This window comes from Pseudooceanicola aquaeponti (assembly GCF_050897975.1).
In the GTDB taxonomy this organism is placed as follows: domain Bacteria; phylum Pseudomonadota; class Alphaproteobacteria; order Rhodobacterales; family Rhodobacteraceae; genus Pseudooceanicola.
The window spans coordinates 165,549-191,028 of the sequence record NZ_JBPAXY010000004.1 but is presented as its reverse complement, the minus strand read 5'-3'; the positions used below and the strand labels follow the sequence as shown (position 1 = coordinate 191,028).

General features: G+C 67.8%; 28 protein-coding genes and 1 other RNA gene. 17 read left to right on the top strand and 12 right to left on the bottom strand.

The annotated features are described in order from the left end of the window. Nucleotides 1–137 precede the first annotated feature (137 nt). The 3 genes from mgtE to gltX all read left to right on the top strand — a co-directional run bounded on the left by mgtE (nucleotide 138) and on the right by gltX (nucleotide 3,691). Nucleotides 138–1,565, top strand: a complete 1,428-nt coding sequence (gene mgtE / locus ACRARE_RS10725; protein WP_432656428.1) for a magnesium transporter — start codon at nucleotides 138–140, stop codon at nucleotides 1,563–1,565. Next, complete coding sequence (locus ACRARE_RS10720; protein WP_432656427.1) at nucleotides 1,562–2,125, top strand: 5-formyltetrahydrofolate cyclo-ligase; 564 nt, start codon at nucleotides 1,562–1,564, stop codon at nucleotides 2,123–2,125. The genes mgtE and ACRARE_RS10720 overlap by 4 nt, the downstream gene beginning before the upstream one ends. A gap of 237 nt (nucleotides 2,126–2,362) precedes the next feature. Next, the gene (gene gltX, locus ACRARE_RS10715) at nucleotides 2,363–3,691 is read left to right on the top strand and encodes a glutamate--tRNA ligase (protein WP_432656426.1); all 1,329 of its coding nucleotides are present in this window, start codon (nucleotides 2,363–2,365) and stop codon (nucleotides 3,689–3,691) included. A gap of 70 nt (nucleotides 3,692–3,761) precedes the next feature. On the opposite strand, the gene ACRARE_RS10710 is transcribed toward gltX, so the two are convergent. The 4 genes from ACRARE_RS10710 to ACRARE_RS10695 all read right to left on the bottom strand — a co-directional run bounded on the left by ACRARE_RS10710 (nucleotide 3,762) and on the right by ACRARE_RS10695 (nucleotide 7,145). Beyond that, the gene (locus tag ACRARE_RS10710) at nucleotides 3,762–4,286 is read right to left on the bottom strand and encodes a CAP domain-containing protein (RefSeq protein ID WP_432656425.1); all 525 of its coding nucleotides are present in this window, start codon (nucleotides 4,284–4,286) and stop codon (nucleotides 3,762–3,764) included. Continuing rightward, on the bottom strand, nucleotides 4,283–5,623 hold the full coding sequence (locus tag ACRARE_RS10705; protein ID WP_432656424.1) for an 8-oxoguanine deaminase: 1,341 nt from the start codon (nucleotides 5,621–5,623) through the stop codon (nucleotides 4,283–4,285). The genes ACRARE_RS10710 and ACRARE_RS10705 overlap by 4 nt, the downstream gene beginning before the upstream one ends. A 6-nt stretch (nucleotides 5,624–5,629) precedes the next feature. Continuing rightward, nucleotides 5,630–6,433, bottom strand: a complete 804-nt coding sequence (hisN, locus tag ACRARE_RS10700; protein ID WP_432656423.1) for a histidinol-phosphatase — start codon at nucleotides 6,431–6,433, stop codon at nucleotides 5,630–5,632. A 328-nt stretch (nucleotides 6,434–6,761) separates the two neighbouring features. Beyond that, nucleotides 6,762–7,145, bottom strand: a complete 384-nt coding sequence (locus ACRARE_RS10695; protein ID WP_432656422.1) for a helix-turn-helix domain-containing protein — start codon at nucleotides 7,143–7,145, stop codon at nucleotides 6,762–6,764. A gap of 326 nt (nucleotides 7,146–7,471) precedes the next feature. Between ACRARE_RS10695 and ACRARE_RS10690 the strand changes: the two genes are divergently transcribed. Continuing rightward, entirely contained in the window at nucleotides 7,472–8,428 is a 957-nt protein-coding gene (locus ACRARE_RS10690) for an NADPH:quinone oxidoreductase family protein (protein ID WP_432656421.1), read from the top strand. Nucleotides 8,429–8,472: 44 nt separating this feature from the next. On the opposite strand, the gene ACRARE_RS10685 is transcribed toward ACRARE_RS10690, so the two are convergent. Next, nucleotides 8,473–9,441 carry a LysR family transcriptional regulator gene (locus ACRARE_RS10685; RefSeq protein WP_432656420.1) on the bottom strand — a complete coding sequence of 323 codons (969 nt, stop codon included), beginning with the start codon at nucleotides 9,439–9,441 and terminating at the stop codon, nucleotides 8,473–8,475. A 127-nt stretch (nucleotides 9,442–9,568) separates the two neighbouring features. On the opposite strand from ACRARE_RS10685, the gene ACRARE_RS10680 reads away from it, so the two are divergent. Together ACRARE_RS10680 and ACRARE_RS10675 are read left to right on the top strand one after the other, a co-directional pair. Next, nucleotides 9,569–9,784 carry a DUF1127 domain-containing protein gene (locus tag ACRARE_RS10680; protein ID WP_432656419.1) on the top strand — a complete coding sequence of 72 codons (216 nt, stop codon included), beginning with the start codon at nucleotides 9,569–9,571 and terminating at the stop codon, nucleotides 9,782–9,784. Between the two features lie 452 nt (nucleotides 9,785–10,236). Next, nucleotides 10,237–10,974, top strand: coding sequence for a Bax inhibitor-1/YccA family protein (locus tag ACRARE_RS10675; protein WP_432656418.1), 738 nt, complete (start codon nucleotides 10,237–10,239; stop codon nucleotides 10,972–10,974). A gap of 101 nt (nucleotides 10,975–11,075) precedes the next feature. Here ACRARE_RS10675 and ACRARE_RS10670 read toward each other — a convergent pair whose 3' ends face one another. From ACRARE_RS10670 to rnpB, 4 genes are all read right to left on the bottom strand, one after another. Next, a complete protein-coding gene (locus ACRARE_RS10670; protein ID WP_432656417.1) occupies nucleotides 11,076–11,831 on the bottom strand; it encodes a GNAT family N-acetyltransferase in 756 nt (251 codons plus the stop codon). Between the two features lie 131 nt (nucleotides 11,832–11,962). Next, a complete protein-coding gene (rpmG, locus tag ACRARE_RS10665) occupies nucleotides 11,963–12,130 on the bottom strand; it encodes a 50S ribosomal protein L33 (protein WP_007799108.1) in 168 nt (55 codons plus the stop codon). A gap of 193 nt (nucleotides 12,131–12,323) precedes the next feature. Next, a complete protein-coding gene (locus ACRARE_RS10660) occupies nucleotides 12,324–12,995 on the bottom strand; it encodes a PRC-barrel domain-containing protein (protein ID WP_432656416.1) in 672 nt (223 codons plus the stop codon). A gap of 186 nt (nucleotides 12,996–13,181) precedes the next feature. Then, an RNA gene (gene rnpB, locus ACRARE_RS10655) (RNase P RNA component class A) lies at nucleotides 13,182–13,592 on the bottom strand. A 134-nt stretch (nucleotides 13,593–13,726) separates the two neighbouring features. Here rnpB and ACRARE_RS10650 point away from each other — a divergent pair. From ACRARE_RS10650 to ACRARE_RS10600, 11 genes are all read left to right on the top strand, one after another. Continuing rightward, complete coding sequence (locus ACRARE_RS10650) at nucleotides 13,727–14,182, top strand: universal stress protein (protein WP_432656415.1); 456 nt, start codon at nucleotides 13,727–13,729, stop codon at nucleotides 14,180–14,182. Between the two features lie 149 nt (nucleotides 14,183–14,331). Continuing rightward, nucleotides 14,332–14,892, top strand: a complete 561-nt coding sequence (locus ACRARE_RS10645) for a NifU family protein (protein WP_432656414.1) — start codon at nucleotides 14,332–14,334, stop codon at nucleotides 14,890–14,892. Then, entirely contained in the window at nucleotides 14,882–15,538 is a 657-nt protein-coding gene (gene tsaB / locus ACRARE_RS10640; RefSeq protein WP_432656413.1) for a tRNA (adenosine(37)-N6)-threonylcarbamoyltransferase complex dimerization subunit type 1 TsaB, read from the top strand. The genes ACRARE_RS10645 and tsaB overlap by 11 nt, the downstream gene beginning before the upstream one ends. Next, nucleotides 15,535–15,951 carry a ribosomal protein S18-alanine N-acetyltransferase gene (gene rimI, locus ACRARE_RS10635; RefSeq protein ID WP_432656412.1) on the top strand — a complete coding sequence of 139 codons (417 nt, stop codon included), beginning with the start codon at nucleotides 15,535–15,537 and terminating at the stop codon, nucleotides 15,949–15,951. The genes tsaB and rimI overlap by 4 nt, the downstream gene beginning before the upstream one ends. 158 nt (nucleotides 15,952–16,109) lie before the next feature. Beyond that, complete coding sequence (locus ACRARE_RS10630; RefSeq protein ID WP_432656411.1) at nucleotides 16,110–17,117, top strand: BMP family lipoprotein; 1,008 nt, start codon at nucleotides 16,110–16,112, stop codon at nucleotides 17,115–17,117. A gap of 88 nt (nucleotides 17,118–17,205) precedes the next feature. After that, nucleotides 17,206–18,840 (top strand): ABC transporter ATP-binding protein, encoded by a 1,635-nt coding sequence (locus ACRARE_RS10625; protein WP_432656410.1) that lies wholly within the window; start codon nucleotides 17,206–17,208, stop codon nucleotides 18,838–18,840. Then, nucleotides 18,833–19,924: an ABC transporter permease gene (locus tag ACRARE_RS10620; RefSeq protein WP_432656409.1), complete on the top strand. Its 1,092-nt coding sequence runs from the start codon at nucleotides 18,833–18,835 to the stop codon at nucleotides 19,922–19,924. The genes ACRARE_RS10625 and ACRARE_RS10620 overlap by 8 nt, the downstream gene beginning before the upstream one ends. Before the next feature lies 1 nt (nucleotide 19,925). Then, the gene (locus ACRARE_RS10615; RefSeq protein WP_432656408.1) at nucleotides 19,926–20,561 is read left to right on the top strand and encodes a LysE family translocator; all 636 of its coding nucleotides are present in this window, start codon (nucleotides 19,926–19,928) and stop codon (nucleotides 20,559–20,561) included. Nucleotides 20,562–20,564: 3 nt separating this feature from the next. Beyond that, nucleotides 20,565–21,527 (top strand): ABC transporter permease, encoded by a 963-nt coding sequence (locus ACRARE_RS10610; RefSeq protein ID WP_432656407.1) that lies wholly within the window; start codon nucleotides 20,565–20,567, stop codon nucleotides 21,525–21,527. Between the two features lie 258 nt (nucleotides 21,528–21,785). Then, nucleotides 21,786–22,700, top strand: coding sequence for a sulfite exporter TauE/SafE family protein (locus tag ACRARE_RS10605; protein ID WP_432656406.1), 915 nt, complete (start codon nucleotides 21,786–21,788; stop codon nucleotides 22,698–22,700). Continuing rightward, nucleotides 22,697–23,521 carry a TIGR02186 family protein gene (locus ACRARE_RS10600; RefSeq protein WP_432656405.1) on the top strand — a complete coding sequence of 275 codons (825 nt, stop codon included), beginning with the start codon at nucleotides 22,697–22,699 and terminating at the stop codon, nucleotides 23,519–23,521. Before ACRARE_RS10605 ends, ACRARE_RS10600 begins: the two co-directional genes overlap by 4 nt. Before the next feature lie 264 nt (nucleotides 23,522–23,785). On the opposite strand, the gene ACRARE_RS10595 is transcribed toward ACRARE_RS10600, so the two are convergent. From ACRARE_RS10595 to ACRARE_RS10585, 3 genes are all read right to left on the bottom strand, one after another. Continuing rightward, nucleotides 23,786–24,679 (bottom strand): lysophospholipid acyltransferase family protein, encoded by an 894-nt coding sequence (locus tag ACRARE_RS10595; RefSeq protein WP_432656404.1) that lies wholly within the window; start codon nucleotides 24,677–24,679, stop codon nucleotides 23,786–23,788. A 72-nt stretch (nucleotides 24,680–24,751) separates the two neighbouring features. After that, nucleotides 24,752–25,030 carry an HPr family phosphocarrier protein gene (locus ACRARE_RS10590; protein ID WP_432656403.1) on the bottom strand — a complete coding sequence of 93 codons (279 nt, stop codon included), beginning with the start codon at nucleotides 25,028–25,030 and terminating at the stop codon, nucleotides 24,752–24,754. A 36-nt stretch (nucleotides 25,031–25,066) separates the two neighbouring features. Next, complete coding sequence (locus ACRARE_RS10585; RefSeq protein ID WP_432656402.1) at nucleotides 25,067–25,465, bottom strand: PTS sugar transporter subunit IIA; 399 nt, start codon at nucleotides 25,463–25,465, stop codon at nucleotides 25,067–25,069. Nucleotides 25,466–25,480 lie beyond the last annotated feature (15 nt).

Here is a 25,480-nt window from a genome sequence, read left to right as displayed (position 1 = left end):
CGCCTGTGTCCCCGGTCGCCATCGCGGTGACCGCCGCCCAGAGTATCGCCGCCACCGGGGCGCGTAAACGCACCTCCGGCATTGTTTCCCGCCCCCGTCGTCCCATATGGTCAGAGCCAGAGCAAAGAGGGCCCGCGATGACCGAGATCGAGCAGAAAATCGACCCCGAAACCGGCCCCGAGCATTTCTCTCCCGAGCCGCAGGACCCGCCCGAGGAACAGGACGGCTACACCCTCGACCGGCGCAATGTCGCGGCCATCCTCTTTGCGGTGGACACCGGCGACCGCGAAAAGCTGGTCGAGCTGATGGAGCCGCTGCACGCGGCCGACATCGCCGACCTTCTGGAACAGGTGAACGCCTATGACCGGCGGCGGCTGGTGCTGCTGTACGACCGCGAATTCGACGGCGAGATCCTGTCGGAACTGGATGACAGCATCCGCGAGGAAGTGATCCAGCTGCTGACCCCGGACGTGCTGAAGGAAGCCGTGCGGGAACTGGATTCCGATGACGTGGTCGACCTGGTCGAATACCTGGAGGAGGAACAGCAAGAGGCGGTTCTGGACGCGCTGGAAGACAGCGACCGCCACGCCGTCGAACAGGCCCTGTCCTACCCCGAGGAATCCGCCGGTCGCCTGATGCAGCGCGAGGTGGTGGCGGTGCCCGAATTCTGGACCGTGGGCCAGGCCATCGACATGATGCGCGAACGCGAGGATCTGCCCGAGCAGTTCTATCACGTCATCCTGGTCGACCCAAAGATGCGCCCGGTGGCCCATGTCACCCTGGGCAAGCTGATGGCCTCGCCGCGGCGCACCGAACTGTCCGAGATCACCGAGCCCAGCTTCCGCACCATCCCCGCGATGCAGGACGAGGGCGAGGTGGCCTATGCCTTCAACCAGTATCACATGATCTCGGCCCCGGTGGTGGACGAGGACGAGCGGCTGGTCGGCGTGATCACCATCGACGATGCGATGATCGTGATGGACGAGGAACACGAGGAAGACATCCTGCGCCTGGCCGGTGTCGGCGAGGGCTCGCTGAACGACCGGGTGACCGAGACGGTGAAACAGCGCCTGCCCTGGCTGGCGGTGAACCTTGGCACGGCGGTCATCGCCTCTCTGGTGATCTCGCTGTTTGAAGAGACCATCGCGCAGTTCGTGGCCCTGGCGGTGCTGATGCCCATCGTGGCCTCGATGGGGGGCAATGCGGGCACCCAGGCCCTGACCGTGGCGGTGCGTGCCATTGCGACGAAAGACCTGACCGGATCGAACGTCTGGCGGGTGCTGCGGCGTGAGACCCTGGTGGGGCTGGTCAACGGGCTGGCCTTTGCGGTGGTCATGGGCATCGTCGGGCTGATCTGGTTCGGCAGCCCGGCCCTGGGCGGGGTGATCGCGGCGGCCATGGTGATCAACCTGGTGGTGGCGGGACTGGCGGGCATCGCCGTGCCGGTGGTGCTGGACCGGCTGAAGATCGACCCGGCGCTGGCCTCGGGCACCTTCGTCACCACGGTGACCGATGTGGTGGGCTTCTTCGCCTTCCTGGGCCTGGCCGGGACGGTGCTGCTATGAGCGCCCTGGCCGAAGCCAAGTCGGCGGCCCGCAAGGCGGCCTTCGCCCGCCGCAAGGCCGCCCATGCCGAGGCCGGGCCGGGGCGCGCCGGGATGCTCTCCTCGGTTCTGGCGGGCTATCGCGGGGTGCCCCTGGCGGGCTACTGGCCGATCCGCACCGAGATCCCGCCGCTTGCCGCCATGGAAGAGGCCGCCGCCCATGGCCCGGTCTGCCTGCCGGTGATCGAGGATCACGGGCTGCCGCTGCGCTTTTCCCGCTGGGAGCCGGGCATGGCGATGCGCGAGGGCCCCTTCGGCGCCGCCGTCCCGGCGGTGGACGACTGGATCACCCCCGAGATCCTGATCCTGCCGCTGGTGGCCTTCGACCGCAGCGGCACGCGCCTGGGCTATGGCGGCGGCTTCTACGACCGCACCCTGGAAGAGCTGCGCGGCCTGCGTCCCACGCTGGCCATCGGTTTTGCCTATGCCGCGCAGGAGGCCGAGAACCTGCCGCGCGAGGCCACCGATCAGCCGCTGGACATGATCGTGACCGAGCGCGAGGTCCTTGATTTCACCCGCTGAGCCCTGGGCGGGCGGCGGAGGGGGGCTCTGCCCCCGCCTGCGGCTCCCCCGGAGTAGTTTCGGCCCGGTGAAAGAGCAGGGGTGACGTGGAGAGGCGGCCGGGGCGTTTTGGGTGGATGGGGCCACGCGTCCGGCTTCGAAAGTGGGGCGCCCGGCGGGGCGGCCCGGCTCAGAGACCGTGCGTTTTCTGGACAATCGGCGCAGGCCGTGCTTAGAGGCGCGCAACAGGAGTTCGCCATGACCACCACCCGTTTTGCCCCCAGCCCGACCGGCTATATCCACGTCGGCAACCTGCGCACCGCGCTGTTCAACTTCCTGATCGCCCGCAAGGCCGGCGGCCAGTTCATCCTGCGCATCGACGACACCGACCAGGAACGCTCGAAGCAGGAATATATCGACGGGATCATGGAAGACCTGGACTGGCTGGGCCTGACCTGGGACCGCATCGAATACCAGTCCAAGCGGATGGAGCGTTACCTGGAGGCCGCCGAAAAGCTGCGCGGCATGGGCCGCTTCTACGAGGCCTTCGAGACCCCCACCGAGCTGGACCTGAAGCGCAAGAAGCAGCTGAACATGGGCAAGCCGCCGGTCTATGACCGCGCCGCCCTGGATCTGTCGGACGACGAGAAGGCGAAGCTGCGCGAAGAGCGCGGGCCCGGCGTCTGGCGCTTCAAGCTGGACCAGCAGCGGATCAACTGGGAGGACGGCATCCTGGGCGAGATCTCGATCGACGCCGCCTCGGTTTCGGACCCGGTGCTGATCCGGGCCGACGGGCAGATGCTCTATACCCTCGCCTCGGTGGTTGATGACACCGAGATGGGCGTGACCCATGTGGTGCGCGGGTCCGACCATGTGACCAATACTGCCACCCAGATCCAGATCATCCAGGCCCTGGGCGGCACGGTTCCGAGTTTCGCCCACCACTCGCTTCTGACCGGCCCGCAGGGCGAGGCGCTGTCGAAACGTCTGGGCGTGCTGTCGATCCGCGACCTGCGGGCGCAGGGCGTCGAGCCGATGGCCCTGCTGTCGCTGATGGCGCGCCTGGGCTCGTCGCAGCCGGTCGAGGTGGCAGGCTCGGTCGAGGAGCTGGCCGAGGGGTTCGATCTGTCGACCTTCGGCTCGGCACCGACGAAGTTCGACGAGAAGGATCTGTTCCCGCTGACCGCCCATATCCTGCAAGCCCGCCCGCTGGCGGATGTGGCCGAGGCGGTGGCCGCCGCCGGGGTGCCCGAGGACAAGGCCGAGGCCTTCTGGATGGTGGTGCGCGACAATATCACCACGCTGAAGGATCTGCCCGGCTGGTGGACCCTGTTCCGCGACGGCGCCGAGCCGCTGATCGACCCCGAGGATGAGGATTTCATCGCCGAGGCCATGGCGATGCTGCCCGACGGCCCCCATGACGAGACCACCTGGGGCGCCTGGACCAAGGCGGTGAAAGAGGCGACGGGCCGCAAGGGCCGGGGCCTTTTCATGCCGCTGCGCAAGGCGGTGACCGGCATGACCCACGGGCCGGACATGAGCCAGGTTCTGCCGCTGATGCAGGTGATCCGCGCCCGCAAGAGCTGATCAAGACGACCGGGCGCGGCGGCCTGCGCGTCGCGCCTCGGCGGGGCGCGGCAAGCCGCCCCCGGGGCGCTCAGCAGGGTTTGTAGAAGACCGCGACCCAGAGGTCGCCGTTACGGGCGATGCCCAGCCGGGTGTAGTCGCCCAGCAGATTGCGCCGGTGCCCGGGGCTGGCCAGCCAGCCCGCCACCGCCAGCGCCGCCGTATCCTGGCCGCGCGCCAGGTTCTCGGCCACCCGGCACCAGGCGATCCCCTCGCGGCTGACCCGTTCCCCCACCGTGCTGCCGTCCGAGCCCTGATGGCTGAGCCTGCCCGAATGGCGCAGGTCGCGCGCATGGCGTTCCGCCGCCAGGCGGGCCTGGGGATCGGCGGTCAGCGCCGCGCGGCCCCGGCTTTGGCGGGCATAGTTGATCGCCGCCAGCAGATCCCCCTGTTCACGGGTCACCACCGGCGCCGGACCCTTGTCGGTCAGCGCCACCGGCGCCACCACCGGGGCCAGGGGCGCCTGGCGCGCCGTGCCGCCCTGGCAGGCCATCAGCGCCAGACAGGCCAGCAGGGCCAGCCGGGCGCGCCCCGATCGGTGCGCCGCCGCGCTCATGCCATCAGCTCCTGCGCCAGGCGGCGCTGATGTGCAGCCAGGGCGGCAAGGTCCAGATGCGGCATCTGCCCGTCGCGGACCAGCTGCCGCCCCTCGACCAGCAGGTGCTTCACCCGCATCGGCCCGGCCAGCAGCAGCGCGGCGGGATCCCAGCTGCCCGCGCAGTCGACGCCAGAGACATCCCAGATGGCGATATCGGCGCGTTTGCCCCGCGCCAGGCGGCCGCAGTCGGGGCGGCCCAGCACATCGGCGCCGCCGCGGGTGGCGATCTCCAGCGCCTCGCGGGCGCTCATGGCATCGGCGCCGCGGCTGACCCGCTGCAACAGCATCGCCTGGCGCGCCTCGGCCACCAGGTTGCCGCTGTCGTTGCTGGCCGATCCGTCGACCCCCAGCCCCACCTTGACGCCCGCGTCGCGCATGGCGCGCACCGGCGCGATGCCCGATCCCAACCGGCAGTTGGAACAGGGGCAATGGGCCACGCCGGTGCCGGTGCGGGCAAAGAGCGACACCTCGGCGGCGTCCAGTTTCACGCAATGGGCGTGCCAGACATCCGCGCCGGTCCAGCCCAGATCCTCGGCATATTGGCCGGGGCGACAGCCGAACTGGGCCTCGGAATAGGCGATATCCTCGTCATTCTCGGCCAGGTGGGTGTGCAGCATCACCCGCTTGTCCCGCGCCAGCAGGGCGGCGTCACGCATCAACTCGCGCGAAACCGAGAAGGGCGAACAGGGGGCGATGCCGACGCGCAGCATCGACCCTTCGCGCGGGTCGTGGAAGCGGTCGATGACGCGGATACAGTCTTCGAGGATCGCGGCCTCGTCCTCGACCAGGCTGTCGGGGGGCAGACCGCCCTGGCTGACGCCGATGGACATGGCGCCGCGCGTGGGGTGAAAGCGCAGGCCCACCTCGGCCGCTGCCTCGATCGTGTCGTCCAGCCGCGACCCGTTGGGGAAGAGGTAGAGGTGATCGGAGGTCAGCGTGCAGCCCGACAGGGCCAGCTCCGCCAGGCCCACCATGGCCGAGATGCGCATCTCTTCAGGGCCGAAGCGTTCCCAGATCGGGTAGAGCGAGGTCAGCCAGCCGAAGAGCAGCGCATCCTGGGCGGCGGGCACGGCGCGGGTCAGGCTTTGGAACAGGTGGTGATGGGTGTTCACCAGCCCCGGGGTCACCACGCAACCCGTGGCGTCGATCACCTCGGCGCCCTCCTGGGAGAGCTTGGGGCCGATGGCGCGGATCGTGCCGCCCGAGACCAGGATGTCGGCGCCGAACAGCTCTGTCCGCCGGTCGTCCATGGTCAGGATGTGGTCCGCGTTGCGGATCAGAATGCTGCGATCCATGCGCCGTTATTCCGCAAAGGCCGACAGGATGTCCAGCGCGGCACGGTGCACCGCCCCGTTGGCCGCCGCCACCACGCGCCCGCCCTGCAAGGCCGGGCCGCCGGTCCAGTCGGTGACGATGCCGCCCGCCGCCTCGATCAGGCCCAGGGGCCCCTGGATGTCGTAGGGGTTCAGACCGGCCTCGATCACCAGGTCCACCTGGCCGGTGGCCAGCAGGGCATAGGCGTAGCAATCCATGCCGTAGCGGGTCAGCTTGACCTTTTCGGCCACGGCGCGGAAGGCCGCGCCTTCGGTGGCGGTGCCGACCTCGGGGAAGGTGGTGAAGAGAACCGCGCCGGCCAGACCGCCCGGCGTCTCGGCGCGGGTGGCCAGGGGGCGGGCGCCCTGCGGGCCGGTCATCTGCGCCGGGCCGCAGCCCCCCCAGAAGCGTTCGCCGATATAGGGTTGGTCCACCATGCCCATCAGAACCCGCTCACCGTCGTTGACGGCGATCAGCACGCCCCAGGTGGGGGTGCCACTGACGAAGGCGCGGGTGCCGTCGATCGGATCCAGCACCCAGGTCAGCCCGCTGTCGCCCGCCTGGGCGCCGTATTCCTCGCCCAGGATCGCGTCCTGCGGGCGCCGCGCGGCCAGTACCGCGCGCATCGCCCGTTCGGCGGCGCGGTCGGCCTCGGTCACCGGGTCATAGCCCCCGGCCAGCTTGTTGTCTTCGGAAAGGGTCTGGCTGCGGAAATAGGGCAGGATGGCCGCCCGGGCCGCCTCTGCCATCTCATGTGCCGTCGCCAGGATGTCGTCTTCGTCCGGCCGCATCGTGGCACCTCCCCGCTTTGTCCCGTGCGGGCGAGAGCTAGCCCGAGAGCCTGCGCGAGGCAAGCCTTCGTGGCGCCACGGCGCCTGTGGTCCCGATCCGATGCCCCCGGCCGGTGTCCAACCGGCCCGAAACATCGTTCTGAGACAGTCCCCAAAATCGGGTTCCCGGTTCGGGTTCCCAGATCGCGGGTCCGCCACCCCGGACCGCGATCGCCCCTGTCGGCCCGGCAGGGCCAACCTTCGTCATCGGCCCGGCAGGGCCAACCTCGTGTCTTGACGGCGGATCAAACCAAACTGTCCCGATGTCCGATCACGCGCGTTTGCCCTTTCAGGCGACGTCGCTCAGAACGCGGGCCAGTTCGAACAGGCGCCGACGCTGGTTTTCCGGGATCGCGTAATACGACCGGATCAGGTCCAGGGCTTCCTTGTCGCCCATCACATCTGCCGGCACGGCAGCGGTCGGTGCGGCTGCGGTCTCGCCCTCGGCGGCCTCGCCCTCGATGCCTTCGAAGAAGAAGCTGACCGGAACGTCCAGCGCATCGGCAATGTCCCAAAGCCGGGAGGCGCTGACGCGGTTCGCGCCGGTTTCGTATTTCTGGATCTGTTGAAACTTGATGCCAACGCGTTCAGCAAGCTGCTGCTGGGTCATCCCGACCAGCCAGCGGCGATGCCGGATACGTTTTCCCACGTGCACATCGACCGGATGAGTCATTCGCGGCTCCTGTCATGCCCGGGGCGTTACCCCCGCGAGCGACGGGGGCTTCCAAGCCGAGCTTTGGATTTCAGTTTTGACACGCCGCACATCCCTACAGCGTGAGAGGATCGTAACAGTTTTCAACTTTTACGCAACTTGTCAGCTCCCGAAAGAGCAGACTGACGCAACAGTTAACTCAATTGACAGATGTGCTTCAAGCGTCGTGATTTCCAAAACTTGCACGGGGCGCTGCAATGCAGCAAGAATTGCTCGCCGGAGGGGGTGGAGGAATTTGGAATTGATCAAACTATCCTCCCGTAATCATTCGACAATAGGAGGAGCCCATGCGCGCATGGCGGTGCCGGGAAAAAGACAGTCAACCAGAGTTGATGCAGATCGACGCAGGGACGCCGGGCCCCGGAGAAGTGCAGATCGAAGTGCGGGCCTGCGGCCTGAACTTCGCTGATTTGCTCATGATCCGGGGGGAATACCAGGAAACTCCGACTCACCCATTCACCTTAGGAATGGAAATTGCCGGGGTGATCCGCGCCGCAGGAGACGGCGTCCACCTTGCAACTGACACGCGAGTCGCGGCCTTCCCCGGGCAAGGGGGTCTTGCTGATTACGCCACAGTCACAGCCGATCGCGTCGTGCCCCTGCCCGAGGGGATGGATTTCGACGCGGCGGCCGCGCTTCAGATCGCTTATGGCACCTCGCATCTGGCCCTGGGCCATCGCGGGCGTCTGGCCCCGGGTGAGACCCTGCTGGTCCTTGGCGCCACCGGAGGTGTGGGGCTGACGGCGGTCGAGCTGGGCAAACTGATGGGCGCGCGGGTCATCGCCGTGGCCAAGGGCCCCGAGAAAGAGGCCATCGCCCGCGCCGCCGGGGCCGACATCTATCTGGACAGCGAAACCGAGGATATCCGTGAGGCCGTGAAGGCGCTTGGCGGCGCCGATGTGGTCTATGACCCGGTCGGCGGGGCCCTGGGCGAGGCCGCTTTCCGCGCCTGCCGCCGCGAGGCGCGCTATCTGCTGATCGGCTTCGCCTCGGGCCACACGCCCGCGATCAAGCCCAACCACATGCTGGTCAAGAACATCGACCTGATCGGCTTCTACTGGGGGGCCTATTTCCACTTCCGCCCCAAGGTGCTGACCGACTCTCTGGCCTCCCTGCTGGGCTGGTACGCCGAAGGGCGGCTGCATCCCCATATCAGCCACCGCCTGCCGCTGGAGCAGGCGATGGAGGGGCTTGACCTGCTGCGCCGCCGCGCCGCCTCGGGCAAGGTGATCATCGAACCCTAGGCATCGCCCCCCTGCCCCGCCAGATCCGGCGGGGCGGGGCGCGCTCAGCTCAGGCCGTTGCGTTCGCGGCGGGTGCGGTTCAGCTCCTGCTGCCAGGCAAAGCGGCCCAGCCCGCTGCCGCCGGCCTCGGCTTCGCGCAGGGCGGCAGCCTTGTAGCCGCCCGAAGTGCTGCGGTAGCCTAGGCGCAGCATCTCGGCCATACGCTCCATCACCTCGCCCGCGCCGCGGTCCTGGCGGTACATGCAGATCTTCTGCGTGCCCAGCTCGGGCAGGTCGCCGCCATCCTGGATCAGCGCCAGCTGCGGCGGTTCGGTGCCCGCGATCATCGCGGTAACCGCCAGATCGGCGCTGACCGTGGCCTCGACCGTGCGGTCGCTGGCGGTATCCACCGCGTTTTCCCAATCAACGCCGCTTTCCTCGATGGTGCGGATCACCAGGGGGCGGAACAGGCAGTTGCGCCCCGAGGCATAGCGCAGCGGCCGCTGCCGCCAGGCCTGGCCGCCGGGCGCGCCGATCCAGGCCAGGGGGCGTTCGTCCAGGGTCTCGGCCCGGGCGTCGGGCTCGGCCTCGGTGGTCAGGATGATGTCGGCCTCGCCCCGGTCGAAGCTTTCCTTCAGGCTGCGGGTATAGGCCGAGACCAGCTGCACCTTCATGCGCGGAAATTCCTGCGCGAACTGCTGAAGGACCGAGGGCACCACCGGATAAACGATGTCATGGGGCACGCCGAGGACAATCTCGCCCTCATAGCTCTTGCAGGTCAGCCGGGTCAGCGCCTCGTCATTCATGTCGATGATCCGTCGCGCATAGCCCAGAAGCTGCTCGCCCGCAGGGGTCAGGGCGATACGCCGGTTGGACCGGTCCAGCAACGAGATCCCCAGCATTTCCTCCAGCCGCTTCAACTGCATGGAGACCGCGCTTTGGGTGAAATTCAGCATCCCCGCCGCCTTGGTGACCCCGCCATGATCGGCCACCGCGACGAAGCTGCGCAGCGAGGTCATGTCCAGATTCCGCATATCATCAACTCCTGTGATGTGTTTCGTCAGAAACATTCATTTCCAATATTGATCATAGCAGCCCATATACATCAACAGAAATCATGAAGACCCCCGACACTCATCACATTCAAGAAAGGTAAGACCGATGAGCACCCAAAGCCTGACGTCCGACGTCGCCTGCTCCCCGCGCGCGTCCCGCGCGCCTTTCGCCCGTCTGCTGGGCATGATGCGCGTGCACCGTGAACGCCGCGCCCTGCAAAACCTGGATGCCGCCCTGCTGGCGGACATCGGTGTCACCCGCGACCAGGCGCGCCGCGAAGCCGCCCGTCCGATCTGGGACACCCCGGTTCGCCCGCTCTAAGCGTTCGGTCCAGGCGTCCCGGGCCGCCCCGGCCCGCGCGTTGAACGCCTGAGGGCCCGTCCCGGCCCGAACGTCCCCCCGGTGGCAGGGGCCCAGTCCCCCCGGCTCCCTGCCGCCCGCCGCGTCCGCCCTCCCGTTGTGGCGACGCGGCCCCGATCTCCCCGTGGCCAGTCCTCTGGTCCCGTACCTGCCCGCAGCGCCCGGCCTTTCCCGAAAGTCCGGCCCGGCCTGCGGGTTTTTTCGTCTGATTTTTCAAGACCCCGGACCGGCGCCGCGCCTTGCGGACAAGGCCCGCACGGCCCTCGCGCGCGGCCCGCGCGGCCAAAGCCACGCCCCCGGCCCCGCCAGGGCCCTGTTTTGCGACGTGAAAATCTTGAAAACGGGGCGCACCTTCCCGATATTGAGACTGAAATCCGCCCCCAATGGGCATTGCTGTTTGATCGGAGGCAAGAATGGCTGACTACAGAACGATGCAGGCAACGGCAGGTAGCCGGTCCGCCGCCATCGACGAAGGGCTTCGCGCCCATATGAACAAAGTCTACGGCACCATGTCCGTGGGCACCCTGCTGACCTTCCTCGTGGCCTGGGCCGTCGGCTCCTCGCCCGAGCTGCTCGGCATCTTCCGCGACCCGATGACCCTGCAACCCAACATCCTGGGCTGGGTGATCATGTTCGCCCCGCTGCTGATGGTCTTCGGCTTCGGCGCGATGATCAACCGCCTGTCGGCGGCTGGCGCGCAGACCTTCTTCTACGTCTTCTCGGCCGTGATGGGCCTGTCGCTGTCGTGGATCTTCGTGGCCTTCACCGGCATCTCGATCGCCCAGGTCTTCCTGGTGACCTCGATCGCCTTCGCGGGCCTGTCGCTTTACGGCTACACGACCAAGCGGGACATCTCGGGCTGGGGCGCCTTCCTGATGATGGGCGTGATCGGCATCATCGTCGCGTCGATCATCAACATCTTCCTGGGCTCGCCCGCCCTGCACTTCGCCATCTCGGCGATCGGTGTTCTGATCTTCGCGGGCCTGACCGCCTATGACACGCAGAACATCAAGACCACCTACCTGCAACATGCCCATTCGATGGATCAGGAATGGCTGGGCAAGTCCGCGATCATGGGCGCCCTGCAACTCTACCTCGACTTCATCAACCTGTTCATGTTCCTGCTGCAATTCCTCGGCAACCGCGAGTGATCCCAGCCAGGATCTGAAAACGACGAAGGCCGGTCCCCAGGGACCGGCCTTTTTCTTTGAGCCCCCGCAAGGGGGGACCGCAGGGACCGAAGAGCGCGCCCTCAGGCCCGCCAGCGCATCTGCACCGCCGGGAAGAGCAGCCCGTTGGGAAGCCGCAGGTCGATGCCGTGGCGCGCCTCGAAGCCCAGGCTTTCGTAGAAGGGCACCGCCGTCAGCGTCGCCTGGCAATGCAGCAGCTCGACCCCCGCCGAGGCGGCAGAGCGCATCACCTGCCCCATGATCCGCCGTCCCAGCCCCTGACGCGCCACGTCGGGGTCGGTGGCCACATGGCGCACATGCCCCTCGCCGGGCCGACCGGCCGCGCCCCAGGGCGAGGTATCGGTCCAGCCGCCCGCCGCCAGCACCCGGTCATCCGCCGGATCCAGCGCCAGGAAATAGGTGCCGCAGGTCAGCAGCCCGGGCCGGGGCCGTTTCACGAAGGGCAGTGCCTCGCGCAGCAGATCCGCCGGGTAGTCGGGGGCCAGCAGCGCCCGGTAGGACCGCGCCAGCATCCGGTTCAGCGCCTCGGTATCCGCAGGCAGGCCGGGGCGGATCATCAGATCCTCGGGCAGGCGCACCGGCGCCAGAGCGGGCGCGTGCGGCGGCATCACCGCCGCCAGGGCGCCGGGATCGCTGTCCAGCCGCCCGCGCAGGGCGGCCTGGGGCGCCGGGGTGGTCTCGGCAGGGCTTTGCGCGGGAGCGGGCCGGGCCGCGGCCTGCCGGGGCCGCAGCTGCGTCAGCGCGCCCGCATCCGGGCAATCGTCAAGAAGGTCGTCGCAATAATCGGGGGGCGTCTCGTCGCCGGAAGAAAGGGGCATGAGGGCAGTCCTTGTCTCGCACCCCGGTCAGGCCGGGGGCATTCGGAGAGGGGGGAGACAGGGCGCGGTCCGAAAAGAAAAAGCCGCGCTCTGCGGCGCGGCTTTGCATGGTCTTCAAGGTGTTTCAGATCTTACTTGATCTTGCCTTCCTTGTACTCGACATGCTTCCGCACCACGGGATCGTACTTTCGTACGGTCATCTTTTCGGTCATGGTACGCGCGTTCTTCTTGGTCACGTAGAAATGGCCCGTGCCCGCGGTCGAGTTCAGACGGATCTTGATGGTCGTCGGCTTCGCCATTGTGCTTCTCCTACAGCAGGCGCACTCCGGGCCGCCCGCGAAATCTCATGAAGCCCGCCTTTTACCGGGAGTCGGCCACGAGTCAACCACGTATCGACGGAAAAGATGCTTTCCCGCCCACAGACGTGCAAAAAGGGGACCCGAGGGCCCCCTTTTCCACAGCCTCTGCCCGGCGGCAGCGAGGCCAGACCGGTCATTCCACCGGCACGGCGGCACCGTCGGTCGCGCCATCCTGCATCCGCAGGGCCTCGGCCTGACGCGCCTGTTCCTTCGCGGTGACAAAGGCCGGGGCCGATTCCAGGTCGGTCTTGGTGGCGCTGGTCACCAGACGCGGGTTGGCGCCGTCCTCGCGCACCACGTCCAGCATGGCCATCTCGACCGCGACGTCCTTTTCCCCCATCCCGAGGAAGCCGCCGACGCCGATCACCACGCCTTCCACCTCGCCGGTCAGGGCGATGATCAGGTCGTTGATGTCCCCGACCTTCTGATCCTCGCCGTTGAAGACCGAGGCGCCCAGCAGGTCCCCCGCCAGGATGCTGTCACGGTCCTGCAGGGTGATCTGGCCCTCCACCGGCTTGGCGGGTTCGGCCTCGGCCATGTTTTCGCCTTCCGCCAGGGTACCCTCGGTCGGATCGGCCTCCATGCTGCCCATGCCATCGGCGGTGGTCTGGGTATCCTCCATCAGCGAGGGCGTCCCGGGGGCTTCGGCGGGGGGCGTTTCCTCGGGCACCAGCATCGGGTCGGCAGGCTGTTCGGCGCTCTGCTCGGCGGACTGGGCCACCGCAGCGACGGGGGCAAGGGCCGTGGCGCCCAGGGCAAGGGCAACAAGGGCGGCACGGCTGGTACTGCGCATCAGGGTCGTCATCGGGGTCTCCTCCTTGACAGGATCGCCGCGGGTTGCGGGATCATCGCAAGACCAACGCCCATCCCCGCGCGCCGTTCCGGGGCCACGACAGGGCACAGCGGCGTTCCGCCCGCCGCAGCGCAACGGCTGCGCGGGTTCCCTCCGATGCCGTGGAACGGGCCAGGATCGGCGGAAAACGGATCGGATATGCGCGGAGGGCCTGTAAGCCGGATTCTGTTCCCCGGCTCGCGCCGGTTCGACGACCATTCATCTGGGACGCCGGTCGCCCGGCGCCTCTAGCTGCCAACCCGAACCTCCGGGCCAAGGCGGCCCTGCGGTGACGGCGGTTTCGGTTGCCCGACCAGCCCGCCCCGCGCGAGGTTCCTATTCGGCATTGCTCCCGGTGGGGCTTGCCATGCCGGTCCTGTTGCCAGTCCCGCGGTGCGCTCTTACCGCACCGTTTCACCCTTACCCTGCGTGCAGGGCGGTCTGTTCTCTGTGGCGCTGTCCCTGGGGTTGCCCCCGCCGGGCGTTACCCGGCACCGTTGCCTTGTGGAGTCCGGACTTTCCTCGGAGACGCCGTTACCAGCCTGCCCCCGCGGCCATCCGGCCCTCCGCGCGCCCTGCCCTTAGCGGGCGCGCCCGCCCCGGTCAATCGCCCCGCCACCCAGGCGGCGCCCACGGGCCCGTCCCAAGGGGCCATTGCCCCGGCCCGCCCCTTGCGCCATGATCCCGCCCAAAGGGGGAAACTCATGCGCAAGTTTCTTGTCATCCTCGACGACAGCCGCGAATGCCTCAACGCCATGCGCTTTGCCGCCATGCGCGCCGCCAATACCGGCGGCGGGGTCGCCATCCTGTCGATCATCCCACCGGAAGAGTTCAACCACTGGATGGGCGTGGCCGACATCATGCGGGCCGAGGCGCGCGAGCGGATCGAGGCGCATTTCAACGTCTTCGCCAAATGGATGCGCGACCGCCAGAAGATCGAGCCCGAGCTGATCGTGCGCGAGGGCGAAGCCTATGAGCAGATCCTGACCCAGATCCGCGAGGACGCCGACATCGGCGTGCTGGTGCTGGGCGCCTCGGCGGGCAAGGGCGGTCCCGGCCCCCTGGTCACCCAGATGAGCCGCAACGCGGGCTCGCTGCCGGTGCCGATCACCATCGTGCCCGAAGACCTGTCGAAAGACCGGCTGGAGGCCATTACCTGAACCCGGCAGCACCTGCGCGGAGGGCCTGCAAACAGACCCGCCCCCGTGCACAGCCGCACATCGCGGCTCGCCACCTTAGAACGGTTCTAATTCTTGACAGAACGCCCCCGAAGACGCATATCGGGGGCCAACCAGAGAAAGGTCCGCCGATGTTCATCCAGACCGAATCCACGCCGAACCCGGCGACGCTGAAATTCCTGCCCGGCCAGACCGTCCTGGACGCGGGCACCGCCGATTTCCCCTCTGCCGAAGCGGCCGAGAAATCGCCCATGGCCCGCCGCCTGTTCTCGGTCGATGGTGTCACCGGTATTTTCTTCGGCACCGACTTCATCACCGTCACCAAGCGCGACGGGCTGGAATGGGACCATCTGAAGCCCGCCCTGCTGGGCGCCATCATGGAACATTACCAGTCGGGCGAACCGGTGATGGGCGGCGCGGCCCAGGCCACGGCCCATGCCGAGCATGACGGCCCAGATGGCGAGATCGTCGGCCAGATCAAGGAACTACTGGACACCCGGGTGCGCCCCGCCGTGGCCCAGGATGGCGGCGACATCACCTTCCACGGGTTCGAACGCGGCGTCGTCTACCTGCATATGCAGGGCGCCTGCGCCGGCTGCCCCTCTTCGACCCTGACCCTGAAGATGGGCATCGAGAACCTGCTGCGCCATTACATCCCCGAGGTGACCGAGGTGCGGCCCGTTGCCGTCTGACGGCCCGCTGATCCTGTCCTTCGACACATCGGCCGCGCATTGCGCGGCCGCTTTGCTGTGCGGTGACACCCTGCTGGCCGCGCGACGCGAAGAGATGCCGCGCGGCCAGGCCGAACGGCTGGTGCCGCTGCTGGAAGAGCTGCTGGCCGAGGCGGGCCGGACCTGGGCAAATCTCGACGCATTGGCCGTGGGCGTCGGCCCCGGCAACTTTACCGGCATCCGCATTTCCGTGGCCCTGGCGCGCGGTCTGGCCCTGGGGTTGAAGGTGCCCGTGCTGGGCGTGACCGGCTTCGACGTGCTGGCCGAAGGGCAGCCGCGCCCGGTGCTGGCCACCCTGCCCGCCCCGCGCGGCCAGGTCTATGCGCAGCTGGTGACCGAAGACGGGGCCGAGACCAGCGCAGCCGAGCCGCAGTTGTGCCCGGCCGAAGATCTGCCCGCCCAAGCCCCGGGCACCGCCCTGCTGGGTGCCGCCCCCGGCGCCACGCCGGGGCCTGGAAACCCCGCCCCTGCCCTGGCCCGCATCGCCGCGCGCCGCCTGGTCGCGGCAAAGGCCGCAGGCACCCCGCTGCCCGCCCCCGCGCCCTTCTACCTGCGCCCCGCCGATGCCGCCCCGCCACGCGACGCGCCGCCCCGGATCCTGCCGTGACCGACACCACCCGCCTGGCCCGTCTGCACGCCGCCTGTTTCGTCACGCCCCGCCCCTGGACCGCGGCCGAGCTGGACCGGCTGCTGGCCGATCCCGCCTGTTTCCTGATCGAACGGCCCGCGGGATTCGTCCTGGGCCGCAGCGTGCTGGACGAGGCCGAGATCCTGACCATCGCCGTCGATCCCGCCGCCCGCCGCCAGGGTCTGGGCCGCCAGCTGATCGAGGCCTTCGAGGCCGAGGCCCGCGCCCGGGGCGCCCTGACCGCCTTTCTGGAGGTGGCCGCCGACAATCTGCCCGCCCTGGCGCTGTACCGCGCGTCGGGCTTCGTCGCCCAGGGGCGGCGCCCGCGCTACTACCGCGCCCCGGACGGCAGCCTGAAAGACGCTGAAATCATGGGCAAAGACCTGAGCTAACCCCAGGGCCCGGGCGCTTTTCCCCTACCAAATGGTCAGAGAATGCTATTGACCACCTTCATCCGCTCTGTCCTAAATCGGGCCAATTGAAACAATCTGCACATGCGGGGCCGCCGTGCCCGGACCGGGCCGGACGGCAATAAAACTGGGAGACCCAAATGACCGTGATGACCAAGATGCTTGGCGCTGCCGCCACCGGCCTGGCCCTGACCGCCACCGCCGCCTTCGCCGACCCGGCCCTGATCTACGACCTGGGCGGCAAGTTCGACAAATCCTTCAACGAAGCCGCCTTCGTCGGCGCCTCCCGCTGGGCCGCAGAAACCGGCGGTGAGTTCAAGGACATCGAACTGACCTCGGAAGCCCAGCGTGAGCAGGCCCTGCGCCGCTTCGCCGAACAGGGCTTCTCGCCGGTCATCACCACCGGCTTTGCCTTCTCGACCCCGATCGCCAATGTCGCGGCTGACTACCCCGACACCAAGTTCGTCACCATCGACGGCTGGGTCGACCCCGAAGCCAACCCCAACGTGCTGTCCATCGGCTTCTCCGAGCATGAAGGCTCGTACCTGGTCGGCATGATCGCCGGTCTGACCACCGAATCGAACACCGTGTCCTTCGTCGGCGGCATGGACATCCCGCTGATCCGCAAATTCGCCTGCGGCTATGCCCAGGGCGTGAAGGCGGTGAACGCCGATGCGACGATCATCCCCAACATGGTCGGCACCGATCCCTCGGCCTGGGCCGACCCGGTGAAGGGGTCTGAACTGGCCAAGGCGCAGATCTCGCAAGGTTCTGACGTGGTCTTTGCCGCCGCTGGCGCCTCGGGCCTGGGCGTGCTGCAAACCGCCGCCGATGAAGGCATCTACGGCATCGGCGTGGACAGCAACCAGAACTACCTCTACCCCGGCGCGATCCTGACCTCGATGCTGAAGCGGGTCGACAACGCCGTCTACGACGCGATGTCCGCAGGCGAAGATCTGGAAACCGGCGTGCAGACCAAGGACCTGTCGAACCGTGGCGTGGGCTTCGCCCTGGACGGCTTCAACGAGACCCTGATCGACTTCGACACCCTGTCCGAAGTCTATGCGGCCGCCGCCGGCATCGTCGCGGGCGAGATCACCGTCCACGACTACTCGACCGACAACACCTGCCCGGCAGTGGAATTCTGATCGGGTCCGGCGGGGCTTTGCGGCCCTGCTTCACTTTCACAGGGGCCGCCCCCGCGCGGTCCCTGTTTCCATTCACGGGACGCTGCACATGACAGAACCAGCCAACCGGCCCGCCCCGGACCCGGGCGCCCATCCGGCGATCGAGCTGAAGGGCATTTCCAAGGCCTTTGGCCCCGTCCAGGCCAACAAGGATATCTCGATCCGCGTCATGCCGGGCACGATCCACGGCATCATCGGCGAGAACGGCGCGGGCAAATCGACGCTGATGTCGATCCTCTACGGCTTCTACAAGGCCGACGCGGGCGAGATCTTCATCAACGGCACGAAGACGACCATCAACGACAGCCAGGACGCCATCGCGGCCGGCATCGGCATGGTCTTCCAGCATTTCAAGCTGGTCGAGAATTTCTCGGTGGTCGAGAACATCATCCTCGGCGCCGAAGAGGGGGCCTCGTTGCAACCCTCGATCCGCAAGGCGCGCAAGTCGCTGAAAAGCCTTGCCGAGGAATACGAGATGCATGTGGACCCCGACGCGCTGATCGAACAGCTGTCGGTCGGCCACCAGCAGCGGGTCGAGATCCTGAAGGCGCTGTACCGCGAGGCCAACATCCTGATCCTGGATGAGCCGACCGGCGTTCTGACACCCGCAGAGGCCGACCACCTGTTCCGCATCCTCGACAACCTGCGGCGCGAGGGAAAGACGATCATCCTGATCACCCACAAGCTGCGCGAGATCATGGAAATCACCGACACCGTCTCGGTCATGCGCCGGGGCGAGATGACCGCCACCGTGAAGACCGCCGAGACCAACCCCGAAGAACTGGCCGAGCTGATGGTGGGCCGCAAGGTGCTGCTGCGGGTCGACAAGAAACCGGCGACGCCCGGCGACGTGGTGCTGTCGGTGAAGGACCTGCGGGTGACCGACGGCAAGGGCGTCGAGCGGGTCAAGGGCATCTCCTTTGACATCCGCGCGGGCGAGATCCTGGGCCTGGCGGGCGTCGCGGGCAATGGCCAGTCGGAACTGATGCATGTCCTGGGCGGCATCATGGACGGCACCGGCGAGATCACCATGCTGGGCGCCCCCCTGCCCCTGTCGGGCAAGGGATCCGACGGGGCGGCGCGGCGCGCGGCCTCGATCGGCAACGTGCCCGAGGACCGCCAGCGCGAAGGCCTGATCATGGAGTTCACCGCCTGGGAGAACACCGTCTTCGGCTACCACCGCGACCCGCAGTGGCAAAAGGGCCCGCTGATGGACAATGCCGCGATCCAGAAGGAAGCGGCGGGCAAGATGGAACGGTTCGACGTGCGCCCGCCCGATCCCTACCTGAAGGCCAAAAGCTTTTCGGGCGGCAACCAGCAGAAGGTCGTCCTGGCCCGCGAGATCGAGCGCAACCCCGATCTGCTGCTGGTCGGCCAGCCGACCCGCGGCGTGGACATCGGCGCGATCGAGTTCATCCACCAGGAAATCGTCCGCCTGCGCGACGCGGGCAAGGCGATCCTGCTGGTCTCGGTCGAGCTGGACGAGATCATGTCGCTGTCCGACCGGATCGCCGTCATGTTCGACGGCCAGCTCATGGGCTTCCGCGACCCGGCCAAGACCGACGAGCGCGAGCTGGGCCTGATGATGGCCGGGATCTCGGGCGAACCCGAGACCGAGGATTTCAAGGCGGTCGAAGAGAATATCGCCGCCGTCGAACAAGGAGAGGCGCCGAAACATGGATAGGATGCCTGTCTGGGCCGATGTGGTCCTGATCCCGCTGATCTCGCTGCTGCTGGCGGCGATCCTGTCGGCCGTGGCCATCTGGGCCATCGGCGAGAACCCCTGGGACGCCTTCGCGTTGATGGTGGACGGGGCGCTGATGCGTTCGTCCGGCTGGGGCTACACCCTGTATTACGCGACCAACTTCATCTTCTGCGGCCTGGCCGTGTCGGTGGCCTTCCATGCGAAGCTGTTCAACATCGGCGGCGAAGGCCAGGCGGTGATCGGCTCGCTGGGCGTGGCGCTGTGCTGTCTCTACATCCCCTGGCCGCACTGGACCCTGGCGCTGGTCGGCTCGACCGTCTTCGCCGCCCTCTTCGGCGCGCTCTGGGCGCTGATCCCGGCCTATCTTCAGGCGGCGCGCGGCAGCCATATCGTGATCACCACGATCATGTTCAACTTCATCGCCGCCGCCTTCCTGAACTACGTGCTGGTCAACCTGCTGCGCCCCGTGGGCGCGATGGAACCGGCCTCGGCCACCTTCCCCGCGGCGACGCATCTGCCCAACTTCCGCGACATCTTCGCCGGGGGCGAGGGCACGCTGTTCCGCGGCGCGCCCGCCAACGTGACCTTCTTCGTCGCCCTGGCCGCCTGCCTGCTGGTCTGGCTGCTGATCTGGCGCACCAAGCTGGGCTACGAGATCCGCAGCCAGGGCTATTCCGAGTCGGGCGCCAAATACGCGGGCATCTCGCCCTTCCGCATCATCATCGTCGCGATGCTGATCTCGGGCGGTCTGGCGGGCCTGATGGGCATCAACGTCACCCAGGGCGAGGCGGAACGGCTGATCCTCAACTCGGCCGAGGGCGCGGGCTTCATCGGCATCGCCGTGGCCCTGATGGGGCGCAACCACCCCTTCGGCGTGCTGCTGGCCTCGATCCTCTTCGGCTTCCTCTACCAGGGCGGCGCCGAACTGGCGATGTGGACCTCGATCCCGCGCGAGCTGATCGTGGTGATCCAGGCCCTGGTGATCCTCTTCACCGGCGCGCTGGACAACATGGTGCGCTGGCCGCTGGAGCGGGTGTTCCTGGCGCTGCGGAAGGAGGGCTGAGGTGGACGAGCTTCTGAGCTACCTGCCCCGCTTTGTCGCGGCCTTCTCGATCCTGACCTTCGCGGCGATCTCGCCGGGGCCCGCCGTGGCCTTCCTGCTGGGGGTCTCGGCGGCGCGCGGGCGTGGCCCGGCCCTGCTGGCCACCACCGGCATTGCCGCCGGATCCTCGACCATCAACGTGCTGACCCTGGTCGGCGTGGGCCTGCTGCTGAGCCAGCTGGCCTGGGCGATGGAGGTCCTGCGCCTGGCGGGCGCCAGCTATCTGGCCTGGCTGGCCTGGGGGTCGTTCCGCAAGGCGCTGAACCCGCCGCAGGTGGTCGCGGCCAAGGTGACGCCCGCCAAGGCGCATCACCTTTTCGCCTCGGGCTACCTGATGCAGGTGACCAACCCCAAGGCCATCGCCTTCTGGCTGGCCATCGCTGCCGTCGGCGCCACCGAGGGGGGCAGCGCGCTGGTCGTTGCGGCCTTCATCGCCTGCTCCTTCGTCATTTCCTTCACCTGCCACGCGGCCTGGGCGCTGATCCTGTCCTCGGCCCCCGTGCGCCGGGCCTATGCCGCCGGACGGCGCTGGATCGAGGGGGCGCTTGGCGTCTTCTTCGCCTTCGCCGCCTGGAAAATCGCCACATCGGAGAGCTGACCCATGGACCTGATGACGATCCTCCAGATCCTCGATTCCACCGTCCGACTGGGCACGCCGCTGTTGCTGATGTGCCTGGCCGGCCTCTTTTCCGAACGCGCGGGCGTGGTCGACATCGGCCTCGAGGGCAAGGCCCTGGCCGCCGCCTTCTTCTCGGCCGCCTTCGCCTTCTACTCGGGCTCTGTCTGGGTGGGGCTGCTGGTCGGCATCTTCGCCTCGATCTGCTTCTCGCTGATCCACGGGGTGGCCTCGATCACCTTCCGCGGCAACCAGCTGATCTCGGGGGTGGCGCTGAACTTCCTCGCCTCGGGGCTGACGGTGCTGGTGGCGCAGACCTGGTTCGCCCAGGGGGGCCGCACGCCCACCCTGGAAACCGCGCGGTTCCAAAGCATCCCCCTGCCCGGCGCCGAGGCGCTGCGCGACGTGCCGGTGCTGGGCCCGATCTATGCCGAGCTGATCTCGGGCCATTCCATCCTGGTCTATGTGGCCTTCCTGCTGGTGCCGCTGTCCTGGTGGGTGCTGTACCGCACCCGCTTTGGCCTGCGCCTGCGCGCCGTGGGGGAAAACCCGGCGGCGGTGGATACCGCGGGTATCTCGGTGGTGCGCCTGCGCTTTGCCGCGATCCTGATCGCGGGGGTGCTCTGCGGCCTGGCGGGCAGCTATCTGGCCACCGGTCTGCAAGCGGGCTTTACCCGCGAGATGACAGCGGGGCGGGGCTATATCGCCCTGGCGGCGCTGATCTTTGCCAAGTGGCGGCCCTGGTACTGCCTGTCGGCGACGATGCTGTTCGGCCTGCTGCAAGCCATCGCGCTGCGCTATCAGAACATCGACCTGGGGCCCTTCGTGATCCCGGTGCAGTTCATGAACGCGCTGCCCTATATCCTGACCATCGTGATCCTGGCGGGCTTCGTCGGCGCGGCCATCCCGCCGCGCGCCTCGGGCGATCCCTACGTCAAGGAACGCTAGACCAAAGACCCGTCCCGGGCGGCGCCGAGCCGCCCGCCCGGGACCCCGCGCGCGCACCAGCTGCCGCGCCTCTCTCCCTCGCATCCTCCCCGCATCCCCCCAGGCCCCGCGCCTGACTGCAACACCTGGCCTCGCCTTGACCCCGGGGTGATTGCCCTTGCCCGCGCTTCGCGGCACAGTCGAAGATGACCCCCGCGCCGGGGCCGCAGGCGCCCAGCCCTCCGTTGCGGCATCGCGGCAATCGCGCTAGGAGACATCATGCAGATCTACCTGCCCATTGCCGAAGTTTCCGTGAACATCTTCCTGCTGCTGGGATTGGGCGGGATGGTGGGCATCCTGTCGGGCATGTTCGGCGTCGGCGGCGGCTTTCTGATCACCCCGCTGCTGTTCCTGATCGGCATCCCGCCGGGGGTGGCCGTGGCCACCTCGGCCAACCAGATCATCGCCTCGTCGGTCTCGGGCCTGTTTGCGCATCTGAAACGGCGCAATGTGGACATGCGCATGGGGCTGCTTTTGCAGGGCGGTGGCGTGGTGGGCGCCGGGCTGGGGATGGTGCTGTTCAACTGGCTGAAACAGCTGGGCCATGTCGATCTGCTGGTGAACCTCTGCTACGTCGTCTTCCTGGGCGCCATCGGCTCGCTGATGTTTGTGGAAAGCCTGACGGCGCTGCGCCGGGCGCGCCACGGCGGCGGGCCGGTGAAGAAACGCAAGCAGCGTGGACTGGTCCATACCCTGCCGCTGAAGATGCGCTTTCGCACCTCGGGCCTTTATATCTCGGTGATCCCGCCCTTCCTGGTGGGGGCCGCCGTGGGCGTGCTGTCCGCGGTGATGGGCGTGGGCGGCGGTTTCATCATGGTGCCCGCGATGATCTACCTGCTGCACATGCCCACCAAGGTGGTGATCGGCACCTCGCTGTTCCAGATCATCCTGGTGGCTGGGGTCACCACCTTCCTGCACGCGGTGACCAACCATTCGGTCGACATCGCCCTGGCGCTGTTCCTGCTGATCGGCGGGGTGGTGGGGGCGCAGTTCGGCACCCGCATCGGCGCCAAGATGAAGGCCGAACAGCTGCGCATCCTGCTGGCGCTGCTGGTGCTGTCGGTCTGTTTCAAGCTGGGGCTGGACCTGGTGCTGCCCCCGGCCGAGCTCTACTCCCTGGCCGAGGTGCAATGACCATGCGCCGCCCGCCCCTCCTCGCTTCCCTCCGGTCGCTGCTGGCCGCCGCGCTGCTGGCCCTGCCGCTGGCCGCCCCGGCCGAGGACGGCCCCGAGGCCACCGCCGCCGCCCCCGAGGAACTGGTCCTTGGCCTGTCGCAGAACCGGGTGGCGATCACCGCCAATTTCGACGGCTCCGAGATCCTGATCTTCGGCGCGGTGAAACGCGACGCCCCGGCCCAGCCGGTCGAGGCCCAGGTCATCGTCACCGTCGCCGGCCCGACCGAACCGGTCAGCGTGCAGCGCAAGGAACGCCGCGCGGGCATCTGGGTCAACGCCGACCAGGTGATCATCCGCCAGGCCCCCAGCTTCTACGCCGTGGCCACCTCGGCCCCGCTGGCAGAGATCCTGTCGGCCACCGAAGACCTGCGCCACCGCATCTCGATCCCCCGCGCCATCCGCTCGATCACCTCGGGCGACGAGGTGACGGACGAAGACGCCTTCGTCGAGGCCCTGGTGCGGATCCGCCAGCAGGCGGGCCTTTACCAGATGCGCGAAGAGACCGTGGGCTTCGATCAGCAGACCCTCTTCCGCACCTCGGTGCCGCTGCCCTCGTCGCTGCCCACCGGGGTCTACAGCGTCGACGTCTACCTGGTGCGCAACGGCACCGTGGTTTCGACCCATGAAACGGCCATCCGGGTCGGCAAGGTGGGGCTGGAACAATGGCTTTACGCGCTGTCGCGCGAACAGGGGGTGCTTTACGCGCTGCTGGCGATCGTCATCGCCATCCTTGCGGGCTGGGGCGCCTCGGAAATCTTCCGCCTGCTGCGCAACCAGTAGGCGTCGCGCGATTTGCGACGGCGCGCTGCGGGGGCCCCCCCCCGCACAAGGGATTCAGCGGGGGCCAGCCCCCGCACCCCCGGAGTATTTCCAGCCGTCGAATAGCAACAGGACAGGCGCCCCGTTCCGGCCTTGTGCACAACGGTCCGTCCGGCGCGCGCCGCCGATCTATCTATTCGATGGCCGAAAATACTCTGGGGGGAGGCGTGGCCTGCCACGCCGGGGGGCAAAGCCCCCTCTGCCGCCCAATCGGGGTGCGGGCCCTCAGCCCTTCTTGCCCAGCTCCAGCGTGTGTTCCCGCAGCCAGGCCATGAAGCCGCGCGGGTTCTTTTGCAGCTCTTCCATATGCGCCTCGTCCACCACCTCGCCGACGATCGGCGCCTGGGGCTTGTTCAGCGAATGGACGATCTCGTGCAGCAGCAGGCCCTGACGCAGGGTGGCCGAGATGCGGTTGGCCACGTGATACCAGCGCGAATTGCCCCCGGTGAAATGGATCGGCACCACCTTGGCGCCGGACCGGCGGATCATCTGCGCGGTGAAGACGTTCCACTCGGCCTCGATGGCCGGGCCGAACATGGTCTCGGAGGCCGCCACGACCCCCGAGGGGAAGAGCGCGACCAGCCCACCTTCCTTCAGATGCGCCATGGCCTTGGCGCGCATCTCGATCATCTTCTTCTGCGCTTCGGGATCATGGGGGAAGGGCACCGGGATCATGTAGGACGAGGCCACCTCGTCGATACCGGTCAGCACAGAGCGGGTCAGGATCTTGTAGTCCAGCCGACGGCGACCGATCATCTCGGCCAGGATCATGCCGTCGACCATGCCGTGCGGGTGGTTGGCCACCACGACCACGGGGCCGTCGGCGGGGATCTTGGCCAATTGCTCTTCGGGGGTGACCACCGGGATACCCATCACGTCCAGACAGGCCTTCCAGAAGGCCTGGCCCTGGGGGGCGCCCTGACGCTCGAACTTGCGGATCAGCCGCAGGATGGTCAGCTTGCCGGTGAACCATTCCAGGGTACGGATCGCATTGCGCTGAAACGCATTGTCGAAGGTGTTGGAATAGGTCAGAGACCGGCGATCATACTTGGTATAGTTGACCGGCTCGGCGGCCGAAGCCCGCTCGCGCGTGACGTGGTTATCAGTCGAGTCTACCAAGGCAAGTCACCTGTCTTCGTCTTCCACCGCTGGGATCTCAGGCTTCTACGCGGCGGGCCGGAAATTCCGTCTCTACATATCTTCGCCGAAGCGGTCCGCCACCAGCTTTTCCAGCGCATCGGCCAGCGCCGTGGCATCGGGCCCCGAAGTTTCAACTTCAATAGAACTTCCCTTGCCCGCTGCCAACATCAAAAGCCCCATGATGCTGTCGCCGCCGGTGGACATCCCGTCGCGGCTGACCTCGGCCGTGGCGTCAAAGGCCTCGACCACCTCGACGAATTTCGCCGAGGCCCGGGCGTGCAGGCCCTTTTCGTTCACGATCTCGAATTGTCGCGTGACGCTGTCGCTCATGCCCGCCCCTCACTCGTCCCAAAGCCCGGTCGGCCCTCAGGCGGACCCGGCGCTCAGATTGCGGCTGTCGATATACTTGCGCCCGGCTTCCGTGGCCACGCGCACCGCCTCCGGCAGGGTTTTATGCCGCGACTTGGCCAGTTTGATCAAGGCCGGAAGGTTGACGCCGTAGAGGATCCGCCGATCATCGGGGCGGCAGGCCATCAGCGACAGGTTGCTGGGCGATCCGCCGAACATATCGGTCACGACCACAACGCCCTGGCCCTGGTCCACATCCTCGGCGGCGGAACAGATCTCGCGCTCCTTGGTCAGGCGGTCGCAGTTGGCGTCGATCGAGATCGCAGAGATGCCCGGTTGCGGGCCGACCACATGTTCGACCGCGGCCTTGTATTCCCGTGCCAGCCCGCCATGGGCGACGATGACGATTCCGATCAAGGCCGGTCTTCCCTC